Here is an 18,606-nt window from a genome sequence, read left to right as displayed (position 1 = left end):
ATCTGCGGCTTTAACGCGGCGTCGGGTCAGAACGAAAGGGGTGAGGTCGAGCGAGCGGCCGCGCGGCCGGTCACGAGTTCCGCTTCAACAGTTCCTTCACCAGTTCGTCGGTTATTTCACCGGTCGGCTCGTGGCCGATCGACTTCTGGAACGCCTTGATCGCTGCAATCGTCTTCTTGCCCATATGTCCGTCGGGGGCGCCGGCGTCGAAGCCATTGTTGTTGAGAATGGCCTGAATATTGCGCACGGCCTTCGTCATGTCGACCGACGCGGTCTTGGTCGAGGGGCCGACCCAGGCGTCCGGCACATCCACCGTATTCGCCTCGGCATCAAGCGGCTGCACCTTCCAAGCGTCGACTTTCGCCTTGGCGCTCGAGAGCTCCTCGGGCTTCATCGCCCTGGCGATCTCGTCGCGCTTTTCGCCGGCGTCCTTGTCGCCGCCGCGCGCGGCGATCGCGAACCACTTGTAGGACTCCTCGAGGCTCTGGGCGACGCCGTTGCCGCGGGCATAGAGCACGGCAAGATTGAACTGGCTGTCGCGGACCCCGAGATTGGCGGCCTTTTCGAACCATTTCACCGCCGCCGCGAGATCGGGCGCACCGTCGCGGCCGCTGGCGAGCATGACCGCAAGATTGTGGCTTGCACTGGCGTTACCCGCCTCGGCAGCCTTCTGGTAGAGAGCCTTGGCCTTGGCCGCGTCCCGCGTGACACCTGCCCCCTTCTCGTAGAGATTGGCAAGCCGGTAACCGGCCGGCACGACGCCGGCATCGGCCGCACGCTGATACCATTTGGCAGCTTCGGCGAGATCTTCCTTCGCCCCGCGTCCCTCGGTGAAACGGGTGCCGATCTCGTAATGGGCGAGCGGGTCGCCGCCCTTCGCCGCCGTTACCAGCGCCGACGGGCCAAAGCCTTCCGGCAGGACGATATCGCTCGCCTTGACCGGCTCAAAACTCGCTGCCGTGAGCGTGCCTGTGGTCGCCGGCTGGAATGTCGAGACCGGGCCTGTATGAGCTGGTTTGGCCGGCGGCTGCAGCAGCGGCGCCTCGCCCGCGTCTGCTGCCGAAACGATTGCGGCAGCCGTATCAGCCTTCGTCGCGGGCACGTTCGTCGCGACGGGAGCAATCCCAGCCTTCTCGACCGGAGCCACAGCCTTCGGCGTCTCGGCAGCCGTTGCCGCGACTGGGGTGGATACCGGCTTCGCCGCTTCGCCGCCCGAGGTCTTCGACGCAGTTTCCACGTCCGCCTTGCGCTCGACCGCCGCGGCGGGCTGGACACTCTGCGCGTCCCTGCCCTTGAGCATCGTGCTGACCAGCGGATAGGACATGATCGCCAGCAGCACCGCACCGACCGCCATCAGGATCGGGCGACGATGACGGGCAAAGGCACCGCTGACGGCGGACGGTCCCTTATTGTCCTTGGCGCTCTTCAGCGAGTCGGCTTCCTCGACAGCCATTTGCGCTGCACGGCGCGCCGCAGCGATGAAGTCCGCCTTTTCGCCGCCGGCCTCCGGCTGGCCGCCGCGGGCCATTTGCCCGGCACGCACGCGCTCGAGAATCTTCTTGACGTCCGGCACGCCGGAGCCCGGCTCGAGCAGTTGGTTTGCGTCCTCCGGCGCGAGCATTTCGGAGGCGTCGATCGAGGGGGCGGGCTCGACCATCTGGCGCGCCTGAACCGGCGCCGTTTCGTTCCGCTTGGCGGAGAAGCGCCGGGTCAGCCCGGCGAGCAGGCCCGCCTTTGCGGCTCGGGCCTCGACCCGCGGTTCGTCCCGCTCGACAGTCGAAACATCGACGGAGGAAGACAGGTCGGCCGCAACCGGGCCTGTGGCGCTGACTTCGACCTCGGTCGCTGATCCGGCCTGCTGACGTTCGTCCTGCCGCTCAGCGGCGTCGCCGAAAGCGCCGCCATACTCCGGCTGCACCACTTTCGGCATCATCGGCATGTCGCGCGGAGCGTTCCGCATTCCGGCGCTCGGCTCCCGTTCTTCGAGCCGTTCCAGTTTCTCGGCGATGTGGACGAGCGTCTCATGCAGCGCCTCGAAGGTGCGCGCCGTGCGCTCTTCGCTCGAACGGCTGAGGCCCTCGAGCGCCCTGAGGTCGTCGGCGAGCGCCGAGATCGCGGCCATGTCGGCGCCGGCTGCAGTCTGCGGCATGCCGTTCCTGGCATAGGCCTCCATCACCGCCTCGGCGGCCTGACGGGCGGCTTCGATGATATATTCGTCGCTCGTCGCCAGGTAGTCTTCGAGCGCAGTCATGCGGCTTTCGAATTCCATCGGTGCAGCGCCGGCCGGCTCCTGATGCGACTGGCTCACCAGCGCCGAGAGATTGCCGATCTGCGCTTCGAGATTGCGCAGCGCCTCGCGATCGTCGAAGGGCGCGGCTTGTGTCTCCTCGAGGCGCTGGGCGATATCGGCAAGCCGGTCTTCGAGCCGGTCGAAGCGCATGTCCGGCGCCGGCGAGTCGGCATGGCCGTCGAGTTCGTCGATACGGCGGGCGAGATAGTCGAGCCGTTCCGCCAAGGCGTCGTTGACGCTGCCCTGGTCCAGCGCCTCGATCTTGCGCGAAATATCGGCAAGATAATCTGTCAATTCCGGCGCCGCGTTGCGCTGGCTGTGCTCGAGCAGTGCCGATAGCTGGTCGAGCCGTTCCTCGAGCCGAGCCGCGGCCCTCTCGCCTGCAAGATCCTCGACGCGCGCCGTCAGGGCTTCGATCCGCACGCCAAGCCCGGTATCCACCGGGCGGGCAAGACTGTCGATCTGGCGCGACAGATCGCCGAGGCGGCTTTCCAGCCGGTTGACGACGGCATTGTCGAGGCTCGTGGCATTACGCCCCGCGACGATCGCGCGGCCGATTTCGTCGAGCCGCTGATCGAGCTCGGCGAATTGCGGGACGAGCCGCCTGTCGTCCGGCTCTATCTGGCGCCCCAGAATTTCGATCGCCCGGGCGACCGCGACGAGCTTGTCCTCCAGCCCGTCGACCGCCGAGGCGGGGTTCAACGTGCCGATCTGCGACTTGATTTCGTCAAGGCGGTAGGCGAGCGCCACGAGCTCGTCGTCGCGGTTCTGATCGAAGGCGTTCAGCCGATCCTCGACACCGTTCCAGCGGCTTTCCATGCGACGCATGCTGTCTTCGCGCGCCAGACCGTCGATCATCGTCCGGAGGTCGTCGAATTCGACCCGAAGCGCGTCGGCCTGCGCCGACGGCGCCTGGCGACCGAGCTGATTGATGCTGTCGGCAAGCCGCTGCAAGTCCGCCCTGATATCGGCGGCATTGTTGCGGTCTTCCGAAGCCTCGACCTTGATGCCGCGAATTTCGGAGCGCAGGGCATGCATTTCGCGAGCAAGCCCGTCGCTGATGTCGCGCTTCAGGTCCTGCCTCAAGCCGACGAGAGCCTCTGCGATATCGGCTGCCGCGGCGGGGCGCGGCGGCTGGGCCGGCGCCGCCTGGGAGGGCTGGTATCGCGGCTCTTCCGCAAGGCGCGCCGGAGTGGGGCGATCGGTTTCACGCGCCGCGATGCGCTCGCGCAACGGCGTTCGCTCCCGTGCGGCGGTCAGCACGCGCTGGCGTTCGAGGATCTCTGAAACGGCGTTGTTCGGCGGTGTCGGTCGCTCCGGCTGGCGCTGCTCGCGGCTGACGCTGCTCATCAGGCCCTCGATGCGTGCCTCAAGGCCTTCGATGGTGCGGTTCAGGGCATCGAGCGACGGTCTGTCGCCATAGGACGGGTTACCTATGCGCTGAGGATTGGATCGCGATCCGTTCATTGTCTCTTCGCCCCTGTCGTCGATCGTAGAAGCCGCGGAACGACATCAGGTCCGTTCCTCTTCAGCGGTCCAGCCGATGCGGGCAAAGCCACAACAACGCGAGCCTTCCGGTTGCAGCTTTGACCATCTCACAGCCCACAATTCATTAAACGTGGTAAACAAGCGGTTAATCGGCGGGGCTTTTTAACGATTTATCCATCTGCGCCCGTCCTAATCTTCCTCGACAGGTCTCTTCGAACCGACAGCAGCATTGCTCCAGATTTTTGCGACGCGCGATTTTTTGACGTTTACGCAAACGTCAAAATTTTGTAGCATCCTGCCAACGATGCGACACCGATCACTTCGGCGCGCGCTCAACCAGCTCAAATCGGGCAAGCCGCGGCGCCGCCCGAGGGGACATCAAGGCGAGGAAAGAATGCCCATCTACAAGGCTCCGGTCGACGACACCCTGTTCATCCTCAACGACGTGCTCGGCCTCGAGCGCTACCACAACCTGCCGGGCTTTGCGGATGCGACGCCGGACATGGTGGCGGCAATCCTCGGCGAGGCGGCCAGGCTCGCTGAGGACGAGCTCTTCCCGATCAATCTTTCCGGCGATCAGGAAGGCTGCAAGCGCCGTGACGACGGCTCCGTCACAACGCCGACGGGCTTCAAGCGGGCCTTCGATCTCTATTGCGAAGGTGGCTGGCTGGGCCTCGCCGCGCCGGAGGAGTTCGGGGGGCAGGGCCTGCCCTACACGCTCCATACCGCCGTCGGTGAATTCATGTCCGCCGCGAACATGTCGCTGATGATGTATCCGGGTCTGACGCAGGGCGCGATCGCCGCCATCCTCGTGCACGGCTCCGAGGAGCAGAAGCGCGCCTACCTGCCGAAGATGATCGACGGCACCTGGACCGGCACGATGAACCTGACGGAGCCCCATTGCGGCACCGATCTCGGCCTGCTTCGCACCAAGGCCGCGCCGAACGGCGACGGATCCTACCGGATCTCCGGCCAGAAGATCTTCATCTCCGCCGGCGAGCACGACATGGCGGAGAACATCATCCACCTGGTCCTCGCCCGGATCGAGGGCGCGCCGGAAGGCGTCAAGGGCATCTCGCTCTTCATCGTGCCGAAATTCAAGCTGAACGACGACGGCCGGCCTGGCGCGCACAACGGCGTTTCCTGCGGCGCGATCGAACACAAGATGGGCATTCACGGCAACTCGACCTGCGTCATGAACTATGACGAGGCGACCGGCTACCTGATCGGCGCGGAGAACAAGGGCCTCAGCGCCATGTTCGTGATGATGAACGAGGCCCGTCTTGCCGTCGGCATGCAGGGGCTGGCGATCGCCGAGATCGCCTATCAGAATGCCGCGAACTATGCGCGCGAACGCCTCCAGGGCCGCTCGCTTTCCGGTGCCAAGGCGCCCGAGCAGAAGGCGGACCCGATCATCGTCCATCCGGACGTGCGCCGCTCGCTGATGACGATCAAGGCCTTCAACGAAGCCGGCCGCGCCTTCACGCTCTGGACGGCGCTGAAATCCGACATCGCCCACCGTTCGGACAACGAAGCGGAGCGGCAAGCGGCCGACGACATTCTCGGCCTGATGACGCCGATCCTCAAAGGGGTGCTGACCGACAAGGGCTTCGAGCACGCGGTGATGGCGCAGCAGGTGTTCGGCGGTCACGGCTACATCGAAGAGCACGGCATGAGCCAGTATGTCCGCGACGCTCGCATCGCGATGATCTATGAGGGAGCGAACGGCATCCAGGCGCTCGACCTCGTCGGCCGCAAGCTTGGCCTGAACGGCGGCCGCGCCGTCATGGCGCTGTTCAAGGAAATCGGTGATTTCTGCGAGGAGAACCGCGGCGACGAAAGTCTCTCCGGCTACACCAAGGCGCTGAAGAAGGGGCTCAACGATCTGCAGGCGGCGACCATGTGGTTCATGCAGAATGCCATGGCCAAGCCCGACAATGCTGGCGCCGGCTCGACCGACTACATGCACCTCTTCGGCCTCGTCGTGCTCGGTTACATGTGGGCCAGGATCGCCAAGACCGCGCAGGAGAAGCTTGCCGCCGGCGAGACGACGCAGGCGGACTATCTGAAGAACAAGCTCACCACCGCAAGGTTCTTCATGGAGCGAATCCTGCCGGAGACGGCGCTGCGCAAGGTCCGCATCGAAACCGGCGCCGATACGCTGATGGCGCTGGACGCCGCTGCGTTCTGATTTCAAAGTGGGACTGGACGACGAACGGTCTGCGAGGCGGTTTTCCGCCCGCACTCTGTTCTGATTGATAATGCGCGGCCCGACCGGGCGCCGACGAAAGGGAGATGAGAGATGACGAAAGTCTTCGTTTACGACCACGTGCGCACGCCGCGCGGCCGTGGCAAGAAGGACGGCGCTCTGCACGAAGTGCCGTCGGTCCGGCTCGCCGCCAAGGTGCTCGAGGCGGTCCGCGACCGCAACGGGCTCGACACCTCGACCGTCGACGATATCGTCATGGGCTGCGTCGATCCGGTCATGGATGCTGGCGCGGTGATCCCGAAGGCGGCCGCCTTCGAAGCGGGCTACTCGACGCGGGCGCCCGGCATGCAGATCTCCCGCTTTTGCGCCTCCGGTCTCGATGCCGTCAATTTCTGCGCCGCCAAGATCGCCCAAGGGGCGGACGACATCGTCATCGCCGGCGGTGTCGAGTCGATGTCGCGCGTCGGCCTCGGAATGTCGGGGGGCTCCTGGTTCATGGATCCATCCGTCAACCTGCCGGCCTATTTCATGCCGCAGGGCGTTTCGGCCGACCTGATCGCCACCAAATACGGCTTCTCGCGTGACGACGTCGATGCCTATGCGGTGGAAAGCCAGAAGCGCGCCGCGCATGCCTGGGAAAAAGGCTATTTCGAGAACTCGGTCGTGCCGGTCAAGGACCAGAACGGCCTGACGATCCTCGACCGCGACGAGCATATGCGTCCCGGCACCGACATGCAGGCGCTCGCCTCGCTCAACCCTTCCTTCCAGATGCCCGGCGAGATGGGCGGCTTCGAGGCCGTCGCCATCCAGGCGCATCCGGAAATCGAGCGGATCAACTATGTCCACCATGCCGGCAACTCCTCCGGCATCGTCGATGGCGCCGCGGCAGTGCTGCTCGGCTCGAAGGCCGGCGGCGCGGCCATGGGGCTGAAGCCGCGCGCCCGTATCCGTGCCTTCGCCAATATCGGCTCCGATCCGGCACTGATGCTGACCGGCCCGGTCGACGTTACGGAAAAGCTCCTGAAGCGCGCCGACATGAAGCTCTCTGACATCGACCTCTTCGAGCTCAACGAGGCCTTTGCCGCCGTGGTGCTGCGCTTCTGCCAAGCTTTCGACATTCCGCACGACCAGATCAACGTCAATGGCGGCGCTATCGCCATGGGCCATCCGCTCGGCGCGACCGGCGCGATGATCCTCGGCACGGTGCTCGACGAGCTCGAACGCCGCGACCTCAACACGGCGCTGGTGACGCTCTGCATCGGCGCCGGCATGGGCACCGCAACGATCATCGAACGCGTCTGATCCGATCCCGGGAGAGAGAATATGTCTTACACGAACTTCAAGATCGAAACCGACGCCGACGGCATCGCACTCGTCACCTGGGACATGCCCGACAAGTCGATGAACGTTCTCACTGAGGAGGTGATGGACGAACTGGATGCGATCGTCGACCAGACGACCGCCGATGCCGCCGTCAAGGGCATCGTCTTCACCTCCGGCAAGTCGTCCTTCTCCGGCGGCGCCGACCTCTCGATGATCAAGTCGATGTTCACGCTGCAGACCGAGGAGAAGAAGAAGGATCCGGCAAACGCCGCGCAGAAGCTCTTCAACCTCGTCGGCCGCATGACGGGGCTGTTCCGCAAGCTCGAAACCTCAGGCAAGCCCTGGGTCTCGGCGATCAATGGCACCTGCATGGGCGGCGCCTTCGAACTGTCGCTCGCCTGCCACGGCCGCGTCGCTTCCAATTCGAAATCGGTCAAGATCGGGCTCCCTGAGGTCAAGGTCGGTATCTTCCCGGGTGCCGGTGGCACGCAACGCGTGCCGCGGCTCACCAACACGCAGGACGCGCTGCAGATGATGACCACCGGCTCGTCGCTGACCGCGGCGCGCGCCAAGGCCATGGGGCTGGTGCACGAGGTGGTCGATCCGGACAAGCTGGTCGACGCCGCCAAGGCGATGATCAAGAATGGGCTCAAAGCGGTGCAGCCTTGGGACGAGAAGGGCTTCAAGCTTCCGGGCGGCGGCGTCTGGACCCCCGCTTCCGCGCAGCTCTGGCCGGCGGCCTCCGCCATTCTCCGCCGTGAAACCTATGGCAACTATCCGGGCGCGATCGCCATCCTGAAATGCGTCTATGAAGGCCTGCAGGTCCCGTTCGACACGGGCTTGAAGATCGAGCAACGCTATTTCACCGAGATCCTGCAGACCACCGAAGCCTTTTCGATGATGCGCTCGCTATTCATCTCGATGCAGGAGCTCGGCAAGGGCGCCCGCCGCCCGGCCGGCGTAGCGAAGACGGAGCTCAAGAGGGTCGGCGTCGTCGGTGCAGGATTCATGGGCGCCTCGATCGCCTATGTGACCGCCGCCGCCGGCAATCCGGTCACCCTCATCGACCGCGACATGGAAGCGGCCGAAAAGGGCAAGGCTCATTCGGAAGGCCTGGTCAAGGACGCGATCGGCAAAGGCCGCCTGACCAAGGAAGAAGGTGAGGCGCTCCTCGCCCGCATCTCGCCTTCGGCCGACTACAACGACCTCAAGGAGGTCGGCCTCGTCGTCGAAGCCGTGTTCGAAGACCGCCAGGTCAAGAAGGACGTGATCGAAAAGGTGGAAGCGGTGATCGGCGAGGATGCCATTTTTGCGTCGAACACCTCGACGTTGCCGATCACGGGCCTTGCAAAGAACTCGAAGCGACCGGAGCAGTTCATCGGCGTCCATTTCTTTTCGCCGGTCGAAAAGATGATGCTGACGGAAGTGATCGTCGGCAAGGAGACCGGCGACAAGGCACTCGCCACGGCGCTCGACTATGTCGCCGCGATCAAGAAGACGCCGATCGTCGTCAACGACACGCGCGGCTTCTACGTCAACCGCTGCGTCTTCCGCTACATCCACGAAGCCTACGACATGCTGATCGAGGGCGTGCCGCCGGCGATGATCGAAAACGCCGCCAAGATGGCCGGCATGCCGGTCGGGCCGCTGTCGCTCAACGACGAGGTGGCGATCGACCTCAGCCAGAAGATCCTCAAGGCGACGGTCGCCGATCTCGGCGAAAAGGCGGTCGATCCGCGCCATATGGCTCTGGTCAACAAGCTCGTCGACGAACTCGACCGGCGCGGCCGCAAGAACGGCAAGGGCTTCTACGAATACCCGGCGAAACCGGCGAAGAAGTATCTGTGGCCGGAGCTGAAGACGCTCTATCCGCAGAAGGCGGCCGACAAGGTCGACGTGGAGGTGCTGAAGCAGCGCTTCCTCGCAACGATGGCGCTCGAAGCGGCCCGCACCATCGAGGAAGGCATCGTCACCGATCCGCGCGAGGCGGATGTCGGCTCGATCCTCGGCTTCGGCTTCGCGCCCTACACCGGCGGCACGCTCTCCTATATCGACGGCATGGGCGCCAGGGCCTTCGTCGCGATGTGCAACAAGCTGGCCGAGGACTATGGCGACCACTTCAAGCCGACGCCGCTCTTGAAGGAGATGGCCGAAAAGGGCGAGACCTTCTACGGACGCTTCGATCCCTACGGGCAGGCGCAGAAGGCGGCTTAAGGCGCCTCCCTTCGCAACTAGAATCCGAGGGCCGCGCCGACGGGTGCGGCCTTTTTGCGTCCGATCATTCCGGCGCAAGAGCGGAGCGCGCGATCGGCCGAAGCTCTATGTCTGCCACCGCCTCTTTCAATCGTCCTTCGGAGGTGAACTGGAGAAACCGAGATGTCGAAGCCTCACAAGGTCGTCGTCGAGAACATCATCCGCCCCGGCAAGATCAATTTCGTCGATGCGGAAAAATACGCGGCGATGAAGGCCACTTTGCTGGCCGTCACGCCCACCGAACCACCCGGCCTGACATTGGCCGAGATACGCGAGCGTATCCTCGCCCGTTTGCCGGAGGAGGAATTCCCAGGCGGCAAAGGGGTCTCGTGGTGGTCGAAAACGGTGCAGCTCGACCTCGAAGCAAAGGGAGAAATAGTGCGGGAGAAAACGCGACCGATCCGGCTGCACAGGGGCTGACGGGGCTACCGTCGCGCGGCGTGGCTGGATTAGCGGGCTTTGGGTCAAATCGAACCGCGCAGCCGGCAGTTGACTCGGATCAAGTTGCCAAGTTGGCGAGTGAGCTAAAGGCATGTGCAGTTACCGAAAGCCGAAAAGCCCATCATGCAGCCGCTGCCCTTCGCCCTTGCCATCCTGCTTCTGCTCGCAACGCCCGGGCCGACCAACACGCTGTTGTGGCTTTCGGGCGCGGCGGTCGGCATGCGCCGCTCCTTGCCCCTGCTTCTCGGCGAACTCGGCGGTTATCTGACGGTGATCGTCCCGGTGGCGGTGATCGCGGCGCCGCTGCTTTCCGCGCATCCGGCGATTGGCCTCGTGCTGAAGCTCGCCGCGGCCTGCTGGAGACTCTTCATGGCGCATGCGCTCTGGACGGTGAAGGCGAACGCCGCAAGCGAGCGGCCGATCGTCCCCGGGCAGGTCTTCGTCACCACTCTCCTCAACCCGAAGGCGCTGATTTTTACGCTCGTCATCATGCCGCAGGTCGGGCTTCAAGCGATGCCGCCCTGGCTTCTCGGGTTTGCGGCGCTGACGCTGAGCGCCGGTCGCTGTGGATCGCCCGCCGGCACCCTGTTGGCACGCCTGCCGAGGCGGCCGGTCGGCCCGCGCCGCATCGCCGCCGCCTGCCTTGTTGCCTTCTCATTCGGCATCGCCGGCAGCGCGCTTGCGTCGATGGTCTGAGACGATGACTACCTTTGTCCTCAGGCGGCTTCGGCCTTCTCGCCAAGCTCGGCGGCCAGGAAGCCGATCAGTTGCTCCCAGCCGCTGCGGCGATATTCGACCTGGTCCAGGCCGTCAAGAAAAGCGGCCTGTTCCGTGAACACGACGCGGGTGCCGCTTCCCTCCGGCGCCAGCTCGACGGTGGCGAGAGAAGCGGAAATCGGCCGATCGTCCTTCGCCATCGTGTAGGCCGAGATGATGCGCCGGTTCTCGACAATATCGAGATAGACGGTCTCGTTGAAATAGAAGGTTTTCCCGTCCTGGCTGAAGCGCCCGCCTTCCCGGCCGCCGACGCGGAAGTCGTGGCGGTACTCCGCCACCGGCCAATTGTCGGCCTTGACGAACCAGCGGTCGTGGGCGGCGGGGTCGGCAAAGGCACCGAACACCCGCTCGGGGGATGCCATGAAGACGCGCTCAATCGTGAAGCTTGCATGTTCGACGGAAGTCTGGGTCATGGCTTCTCTCCTCCTTGGCGGTCGGCCCGATGAATGCGCCTCGCGCCGCGACAACTGATATCAATATGAAAGCAGTTGCACTCTAGCCACACTGATGCAATAATGCAAGCAGTTTTGAAGATGGGGAATTGCAGACCAGAATGACTGACGATCACCGCTCGGCTTGCCCGATCAATCTCTCGCTCGAAGTCTTCGGTGACAAATGGAGCCTTCTGATCATCCGCGACATGATCTTCGGCGGCAAACGCCACTTCCGCGAGATGCTGCGGTCGCAGGAGGGCATTTCCTCCAACATCCTCGCCGACCGGCTGAAGACACTGCTTGACATGGGCATGCTGACGAAGCGCGACGATCCGAGCCATAAGCAGAAGGCGATCTACAGCCTGACGGAGATGGCGATCGCATTAGTGCCGATCATGGCCCATCTCGGCGCCTGGGGGCGGCGCTACCTGCCGGTCAGCGAGGAACTGAGCATCCGCGCACAGCTCATGGAAGAAGGCGGCCCGGCGCTCTGGGAGCGTTTCATGGACGAACTCAGGGCCGAACATCTAGGCCCGTCCGGTGCATCGGAAGGTCCATCGGTGCGCCAGACGCTGCAGGCGGCCTATGAGGAGGTCATGGCCCGCAAGGCCATGCAACGGCAACTCGACAGCGCCGGTTCCTGAGTCCGTCGTCGGCGCCGCCGTTCCCCCTGCAAGCACAGGACTATTTTCCTGTCCATTCTTTACGCCCGATCCTCGCTTCGTTAAGGTACAATCAGGCTGAAGCGGGGTGCGAAGCAGCTTGCAGTTTTGACCCGTGGCGCCCTACCTGCGGGGTGGATCGACATGCTTTCACACGACAGCATCTGGCGAGCGATCGATGCGCTGGCGGAGCGCCATCAGCTCTCGGCGTCCGGCCTTGCACGTCGCGCCGGTCTCGATCCCACCTCCTTCAACAAGTCGAAGCGCCAATCGCCTGACGGGCGCGATCGTTGGCCGTCGACAGAATCGATTTCGAAGATCCTCGAGGCGACCGGCGCGACGATCGACCAGTTCATGGCGCTCCTGCAATCCGTCAGTGGCGTATCGCCCCGCTCCGGCCAGCCGGCCTCGGGCATTCCTCTGATCGGCTTCGCGCAGGCCGGCGCAGGTGGCTTTTTCGACGACGGCGGCTTTCCCGTCGGGCAGGGTTGGGACGAGGTCGAGTTTCCGGTCGCGCCACAGAGCAAGGCCAGCGTCTACGCCTTGGAGGTTCAGGGCGACAGCATGCTACCGCTCTATCGCGACGGGGACGTCCTGATCGTCGATCCGGGAGCGCAGGTGCGCCGCGGCGACCGCGTTGTCCTGAGAAGCCGCGAGGGCGAGGTGATGGCGAAGATCCTGGCCCGGCAGACGTCGCGCGGCGTCGAGCTTCTGTCGCTCAATCCGGAGCACCCGAACCGCAGTTTCGAGATGAAAGACGTCGAATGGATCGCCCGGATCATTTGGGCCAGCCAATAGGATAGCGTCAAGATGCGGCCGCAGTTCATCTCCATCGCCGGCGGGCTCGCCGCCCTCGCCCTCTACGCCGGGATCCTGCTGAACGGGGCGGCGACGATCCGCGCCCGGGAAAGCGCGGCCACACCCGATTTCGTGCTGGAGACGCCAGACGCCGCAGCGATCGAGGAACCGGCTGAGGAGCCAGCTCCGGCCGCGCAAATTCCAGCCGAGCCGACGCCACCGCCCGCCGAAGCGGAGGCTGCCGCCAAAACCTCCAGAGTGCCCGTGCGGCCGGTCGAACCCGACCTTTTCGCGATACCGGAAGAGGGTGTTGCGAAGCCGCTTGAACGGATTGCGCCCCGGCCGCCTCTTTCGGCGCCGGAAGAGAAGAAGACAACCCCTACCGTCTTGAAACGACCCATCGCGCTTGCCGCCGGCCTCGTCCAAACCGGCGACACGACCCTGCAGATCAAGGATATAGAGCCGGAAAAGGCGGACAAGCTCTGCGAAGGGGCCGGCAAGAGCTGGCCCTGCGGTATGGTGGCGCGCACGGCGTTCCGCAATTTCCTGAGAGGGCGGGCTCTCGTCTGCGACCAGGTCGACGAGAAGACCGAGGACTCCCCCGCCGCAAGCTGCAGGGTCGGCAATATCAACGTCGCCGAATGGCTGGTCACGAACGGCTGGGCGATACCGCTTTCCGGTACCGCACTCGAAGCGAAGGCGGAAGCTGCCCGAGACGCCAAGCGCGGCTTCTATGGCAGCGACCCGCGTGATCTGAGCCGGAAGCCCCTGGTGCTCCAGGAGCCCGCAGGCGGCCTGAACTTCGGCGAGACCGCGCCGGACTTGCAAGCCCCCGTGGAAATTCCTAACTGATCGCCAGCAATCCCGAGAGAGCAGATGTCCGCAAGCCTCAGCCAGCACGAAGCCCTTGTCTATGTCATGGTCATGATGTCGGCCGTCGACAGGAGCATGAGCGATGACGAATTCGCACGCATCGGCGGGCTCGTGCGTTTCCTGCCGGCCTTCGACGGTTTCGACGAGGATCGGCTGATCCATATCGGTCGCGAGTGCGCGGCCCAGCTTGCTGCTCCGGAGGGGCTCGACGTGACGCTCGAAATGGTCCGCGAATCGCTGCCGCAGCGGCACTACGAAACAGCCTATGCGCTCGCCGTCGAGATCGCCGCCGCCGACCAACGCATCCGCACCGAGGAAATCCGGCTGCTGCAGCTCCTGCGCGACCGCCTGGGCCTCGACAAGCTCACCTGCGCGGCAATCGAGCGCGGCGCCCTGGCGCGCTTTCGCAGGTAGCCGCTGGCGGCGCCGGGCTTCATTCACGGCAACATTCACGGCAACGTGTCTTTGCCCGCTCCCGTCAAAACGTCATATCGTTGTCCCGCGTGAAGGATGACGAATGCTTTTCCTTGGGATTGCGGAACCGGTCTGGCGGCTCGGTGCCTTTGCGGTGATCTTCGCCGCGCTGGCAGCGCTCGAACTACTGCACCCCCGGCTCGAGCGGCCCGAGCTGCTGCAGGCCCTCAAGGCGCGTCGCTGGGCCACGAACCTGTCGATCCTTCTCTTCTCGTCGCTGCTGCTGCGCATTGTCTTTCCGGCTGCGGCGACGGGCGTTGCGCTATGGACCGACTTGCGCGGCTATGGCCTGCTCCCCGCGTTTGGCGTGCCGGCGCCGCTTGCCGGTCTGCTGGCCTTCGTCGCGCTGGATTTCGCCGTCTGGCTGGAGCACGTGGTGTTTCACAAGCTGCCGGTCCTGTGGCGAATTCACCGTGTTCATCACGCCGACCCGGGCGTGGACGTCACGACGGCGCTGCGCTTTCACCCTCTGGAGATCCTGCTCTCGATGGCCTGGAAGAGCGCAGTCATCATCACGCTCGGCGCGCCGGCAGTCTCCGTTCTGATCTTCGAAATCGTCCTCAATGCCGCTGCGATGTTCAACCACGCCAACCTGCGGCTGCCGCCGAAGGTCGACCGGCTTTTGCGGCAGATGATCGTCACCCCCGACATGCACCGCATCCATCATTCCGTCGAAAAGGGCGAAACGGATTCGAACTACGGCTTCAACCTCTCCGTCTGGGACCGGCTATTCTCGACCTATGTGGCGCAGCCAGCGAGCGGCGACGAGGCGATCCAGACCGGTTTGAAGGCGTTTGGGCGCGGCGAACCGACAAAGCTCGTATGGTCTCTGATGCTGCCGTTCCGCCGTGGGTAAATCAAACGAGCGAAGTGCTTGCCCCTCCCCGTTCAATAAATGCCGTTCGGGAAATAGCGCAGGTAAATTTCTTCGAGCCTGCCGCTGCGCGAGAGCGCCAGCAGAGCATGGTCGATCGCCTGGGTCAGGGCGGGCTCGGTCGTGCGGTTCATGATCGTCAGCCCCTCGCCCAGGAAGCGCTCCGAGAAATAGGCGCCATCCATCAGGGCGCAGCATCCCGCGGCGACGCTGCCGGAAACCCAGAAGGATAGTTGCATGGCATCGGAGAAGACGGCCGTCACGGCACCCTCTCGCAAGGCGTTCAGCAAGGCTTCGCGGTCGGGATAGGCCTTGGCTTCGAGCTTCGGAAAAAAGGCTTTCAGCATCGCCTCATGCGTCGTCCCGGCCACGGCTCCGATGGGTTTGCCGACAAGATCGGCCGGCTTCTCAATGCCCTCTCCTGCCTTCCTGTTGACGGCGAAGCGTGCCGGCATTTGCATGAAGGCCCTGGAGAAGGCGAAACGTCGCCTCAGTTCCGGCGTCACGGCGACGCCGGCGACGATCGCCTCGCCCTGCCCCTGCTCGAGGGCGGGCATCAGCTCGGGATAGGTCACCGCCTGGATCTGGCATTTCGACTCGATCTCCAGCTCACGGCAAATTTCCCGGGCGAGGTCGACATGGAATCCGGAAAGCTTGCCCGACTGATCGATGAAATTGAAGGGCGGGAAATCGACCGTGGTGAGGAAACGCAGCCGCGCCAGGCCGGTCAGATCGGGCTTGGCGATGCGCTCGCGCGCATCGAACAGCAAAGGCAGCTCCTTCGGCGCAGCGCTCGCTTCGGACGCGACAAGCAATGCCGAGACAGCAAGCATTCCGAAAAGACGGTGAAAGTAAGCGCGCGTCATTGCAATCCGATGCCCCCGTACTAAACCGAACCTACCGGGATGTTGCGACGCTGGCCACGGTAGGCCCTCGACACGCGGGCGCACAGCGGAGGCCATCGGCGGGCTCGTGGAGCCAAAGAGAAATGGAGCGGGTGATCGGGATCGAACCGACGACATCAAGCTTGGGAAGCTGGCGTTCTACCACTGAACTACACCCGCGTCAGAAGCGGAAATTTCCCCAACGGCGTCGATCTGTCAAGCGCCTACAGCGCCGTGCGTCGTGTCAGACGCACAAAGGTCGCTGTAGCACTTTGAATTGCTGCATGTTTTTTTCCTTGATCGGAAACATGCGGCAGGCTCACTCGGCGCGAAAATGCTTCGACAGCTTCAGGCCCTGCGCCTGGTAGTTCGAGCCGAGATCGAGGCCGTAGAGCCCCTCCGGGCGCTCCAGCATATGCTCGTAGATCAGTCGGCCGACGATCTGTCCGTGTTCGAGGATGAAGGGCACCTCGTGGCTGCGAACCTCGAGCACGGCGCGGCTGCCGCTACCGCCAGCCGAGGCGTGGCCGAAGCCAGGATCGAAGAAGCCGGCATAGTGGACGCGGAACTCGCCGACGAGCGGGTCGAAGGGCGTCATCTCGGCGGCGTAGAGCGGCGGCACATGCACCGCCTCACGGGAAACAAGGATATAGAACTCGTCCGGATCGAGGATCAGGTCGTCGCGGCCACGACTGTAAAGCGGCTCCCAGAAATCGAAGACCGCGTGCTCTGCCTTCTTGTCGACGTCGACGACCGACGTGTGGTGCTTGCCGCGATAGCCGATCAGGCCTTCAGGACCGGTGCCCTTGAGATCGATCGACAGTGCAATACCGCCGCCGGAGACGTTGGGCCGCTCGCTGGCGACGAGCACGTCGCTTTCATGCAGCCCCAGCAGTTCCTGTTCGGAAAGGACGGAGTGGCCGATGCGGAAACGGATCTGCGAAAGGCGCGAACCGCGGCGGACGACAATCGGGAAAGTCCGCGGGCTGATCTCGAGATAGAGCGGCCCGCTATAGCCGGCCGGGATCTTGTCGAATTCCTGGGCTCGGTCGGTGATGACGCGCGTGAAAATATCGAGGCGGCCGGTCGAGCTCTTCGGATTGGCGGAGGCGGACATCATCTCCGGCAGTGAAAGGCTTTCCATCAGCGGCACGATATAGACGCAGCCGGTTTCCAGCACTGCGCCCTCGCTGAGATCGATCACATGCAGCTTCAGGCGATCGAGCTTGTCGGCGACCAGATGGGCGGGACCCGGCATGAAACTCGCCCGGACGCGAAATGCCTTGGATCCGAGGCGAAGATCGAGGCTGGCCGGCTGGATCTGATCATCATCCAGCACCTTCTCGCTCTTCAGACGTCCCGACGCGTACAGCGCGGCAATCGCGCGGTCGGCCAAAATCCCTGTTTCGCGGCCCATTCCGATCCTCATTCTCAGTTGCCAGACAAAACCAAACTCCGGGAATTGACGCAAGCGCGACCAAGCAGTATTGGAGCTTTATCCCGTGGTGATTTGGCCGGTCGGCTTGCAGCCACGTTAAACAAGTAGCTAAAAAGGCCGGGTGTCAAACCGGTCGTTTCGCGACCGGTTTTTTGTTTTTGAAGGTGATCGTCGCATGAGCAAGAACTGGCGCCCGGCAACCCAACTCGTCCACGGCGGGACCACCCGCTCGCAGCACGGCGAGACCTCCGAAGCAATCTTCCTGACGCAGGGCTTTGTCTATGACAGTTCGGAGGCGGCCGAAGCCCGCTTCAAGGGCGAGACCGACGGCTTCATCTATGCCCGCTACGGCAGCCCGACGAACGACATGTTCGAGAAGCGCATGTGCATGCTCGAAGGCGCCGAGGATGCGCGCGCCACTGCCTCCGGCATGGCGGCCGTCTCGTCGGCGATCCTCTGCCAGGTCAAGGCGGGCGACCACATCGTCGCGGCGCGCGCCCTCTTCGGCTCCTGCCGCTGGGTGGTGGAAACGCTCGCCCCGAAATACGGGATCGAATGCACGCTGGTCGACGGCCGCGACCTTGCCAACTGGGAAAACGCGGTCCGCCCGAACACCAAGGTGTTCTTCCTAGAGAGCCCGACCAACCCGACACTCGAAGTGATCGACATTGCCGGCGTCGCCAAGCTCGCCAACCAGGTCGGCGCCAAGGTCGTCGTCGACAATGTCTTCGCCACGCCGCTTTTCCAGAAGCCGCTGGAACTCGGCGCCCATGTCGTCGTCTATTCCGCCACCAAGCATATCGACGGCCAGGGCCGTTGCCTCGGCGGCGTCGTGCTGGCCGACAAGGCGTGGATCGACGAGAATCTGCACGACTATTTCCGCCACACCGGCCCCGCCATGTCGCCCTTCAATGCCTGGACGCTGCTCAAGGGCATCGAAACGCTGCCGCTGCGCGTCAAGCAGCAGACGGACAACGCCCGCCGCATCGCCGACTTTCTTGCCGAGCAGCCGCAGGTGGCGCGCGTCATCTATCCGGGCCGCAAGGACCATCCGCAGGCCGACATCATCGCCAAGCAGATGAGCGGCGGCTCGACGCTGGTCGCCTTCGAACTGAAAGGCGGCAAGGAAGCTGCCTTCGCGCTTCAGAACGCGCTCGAGATCTCGCGGATTTCCAACAATCTCGGCGATTCGAAGAGCCTCATCACGCATCCGGCAACGACGACGCACAAGAACCTCACCGACGAGGCCCGCGCCGAACTCGGGATCTCGGCCGGCACGGTGCGCTTCTCGGCCGGCATCGAGGACAGCGACGATCTGGTCGAGGATTTCGCCAAGGCGCTGAAGTCGGTTCGGGCCTGAGCGGCGCCGCAGCATAAGTGGAAACCGC

General features: G+C 64.2%; 15 protein-coding genes, 1 tRNA gene and 1 riboswitch. Of the genes, 11 read left to right on the top strand and 5 right to left on the bottom strand.

Going from position 1 to position 18,606, the window contains the following annotated elements; genetic code table 11:
* Positions 1-70 precede the first annotated feature (70 nt).
* Positions 71-3,757 (bottom strand): peptidoglycan-binding protein, encoded by a 3,687-nt coding sequence (locus tag USDA257_RS00750; protein ID WP_014760949.1) that lies wholly within the window; start codon positions 3,755-3,757, stop codon positions 71-73.
* Positions 3,758-4,172: 415 nt separating this feature from the next.
* On the opposite strand from USDA257_RS00750, the gene USDA257_RS00745 reads away from it, so the two are divergent.
* From USDA257_RS00745 to USDA257_RS00725, 5 genes are all read left to right on the top strand, one after another.
* Positions 4,173-5,969, top strand: coding sequence for an acyl-CoA dehydrogenase C-terminal domain-containing protein (locus tag USDA257_RS00745; protein ID WP_014760948.1), 1,797 nt, complete (start codon positions 4,173-4,175; stop codon positions 5,967-5,969).
* Positions 5,970-6,080: 111 nt separating this feature from the next.
* Positions 6,081-7,289: an acetyl-CoA C-acetyltransferase gene (locus USDA257_RS00740; protein WP_014760947.1), complete on the top strand. Its 1,209-nt coding sequence runs from the start codon at positions 6,081-6,083 to the stop codon at positions 7,287-7,289.
* Positions 7,290-7,310: 21 nt separating this feature from the next.
* On the top strand, positions 7,311-9,524 hold the full coding sequence (locus USDA257_RS00735) for an FAD-dependent oxidoreductase (protein ID WP_014760946.1): 2,214 nt from the start codon (positions 7,311-7,313) through the stop codon (positions 9,522-9,524).
* A 162-nt stretch (positions 9,525-9,686) separates the two neighbouring features.
* Positions 9,687-9,983 (top strand): DUF6958 family protein, encoded by a 297-nt coding sequence (locus USDA257_RS00730; protein WP_014760945.1) that lies wholly within the window; start codon positions 9,687-9,689, stop codon positions 9,981-9,983.
* Positions 9,984-10,127: 144 nt separating this feature from the next.
* A complete protein-coding gene (locus USDA257_RS00725; protein WP_041413727.1) occupies positions 10,128-10,700 on the top strand; it encodes a LysE family transporter in 573 nt (190 codons plus the stop codon).
* Positions 10,701-10,720: 20 nt separating this feature from the next.
* Here the strand turns inward: USDA257_RS00725 and USDA257_RS00720 are convergent, their stop codons facing one another.
* Positions 10,721-11,194, bottom strand: a complete 474-nt coding sequence (locus tag USDA257_RS00720) for an SRPBCC family protein (protein ID WP_014760943.1) — start codon at positions 11,192-11,194, stop codon at positions 10,721-10,723.
* 140 nt (positions 11,195-11,334) lie between these two features.
* Here USDA257_RS00720 and USDA257_RS00715 point away from each other — a divergent pair, with 140 nt between their 5' ends.
* The 5 genes from USDA257_RS00715 (at position 11,335) to USDA257_RS00695 (ending at position 14,878) form a co-directional block, all read left to right on the top strand.
* Entirely contained in the window at positions 11,335-11,859 is a 525-nt protein-coding gene (locus USDA257_RS00715; protein ID WP_014760942.1) for a winged helix-turn-helix transcriptional regulator, read from the top strand.
* Positions 11,860-12,021: 162 nt separating this feature from the next.
* On the top strand, positions 12,022-12,675 hold the full coding sequence (locus tag USDA257_RS00710; RefSeq protein ID WP_014760941.1) for a S24 family peptidase: 654 nt from the start codon (positions 12,022-12,024) through the stop codon (positions 12,673-12,675).
* Between the two features lie 12 nt (positions 12,676-12,687).
* Positions 12,688-13,527: a thermonuclease family protein gene (locus USDA257_RS00705; protein WP_014760940.1), complete on the top strand. Its 840-nt coding sequence runs from the start codon at positions 12,688-12,690 to the stop codon at positions 13,525-13,527.
* Between the two features lie 24 nt (positions 13,528-13,551).
* Positions 13,552-13,962, top strand: a complete 411-nt coding sequence (locus USDA257_RS00700; protein ID WP_014760939.1) for a tellurite resistance TerB family protein — start codon at positions 13,552-13,554, stop codon at positions 13,960-13,962.
* A gap of 103 nt (positions 13,963-14,065) precedes the next feature.
* Positions 14,066-14,878, top strand: coding sequence for a sterol desaturase family protein (locus USDA257_RS00695; protein WP_014760938.1), 813 nt, complete (start codon positions 14,066-14,068; stop codon positions 14,876-14,878).
* A gap of 32 nt (positions 14,879-14,910) precedes the next feature.
* Here the strand turns inward: USDA257_RS00695 and USDA257_RS00690 are convergent, their stop codons facing one another.
* The 3 genes from USDA257_RS00690 to USDA257_RS00680 all read right to left on the bottom strand — a co-directional run bounded on the left by USDA257_RS00690 (position 14,911) and on the right by USDA257_RS00680 (position 17,197).
* Complete coding sequence (locus USDA257_RS00690; protein ID WP_041413724.1) at positions 14,911-15,762, bottom strand: transporter substrate-binding domain-containing protein; 852 nt, start codon at positions 15,760-15,762, stop codon at positions 14,911-14,913.
* 123 nt (positions 15,763-15,885) lie between these two features.
* Positions 15,886-15,960: transfer RNA gene (locus USDA257_RS00685), tRNA-Gly, on the bottom strand.
* A 139-nt stretch (positions 15,961-16,099) separates the two neighbouring features.
* Positions 16,100-17,197, bottom strand: coding sequence for a 2'-deoxycytidine 5'-triphosphate deaminase (locus USDA257_RS00680; protein WP_014760937.1), 1,098 nt, complete (start codon positions 17,195-17,197; stop codon positions 16,100-16,102).
* A 75-nt stretch (positions 17,198-17,272) separates the two neighbouring features.
* Positions 17,273-17,351: riboswitch (SAM riboswitch) on the top strand.
* A 42-nt stretch (positions 17,352-17,393) separates the two neighbouring features.
* Between USDA257_RS00680 and USDA257_RS00675 the strand changes: the two genes are divergently transcribed.
* Complete coding sequence (locus USDA257_RS00675; RefSeq protein WP_014760936.1) at positions 17,394-18,578, top strand: O-succinylhomoserine sulfhydrylase; 1,185 nt, start codon at positions 17,394-17,396, stop codon at positions 18,576-18,578.
* Positions 18,579-18,606 lie beyond the last annotated feature (28 nt).

Source organism: Sinorhizobium fredii USDA 257 (assembly GCF_000265205.3).
GTDB lineage: Bacteria > Pseudomonadota > Alphaproteobacteria > Rhizobiales > Rhizobiaceae > Sinorhizobium > Sinorhizobium fredii_B.
The sequence above is the reverse complement of the archived record's forward strand: the minus strand, read 5'-3'. Positions and strand labels throughout refer to the sequence as shown.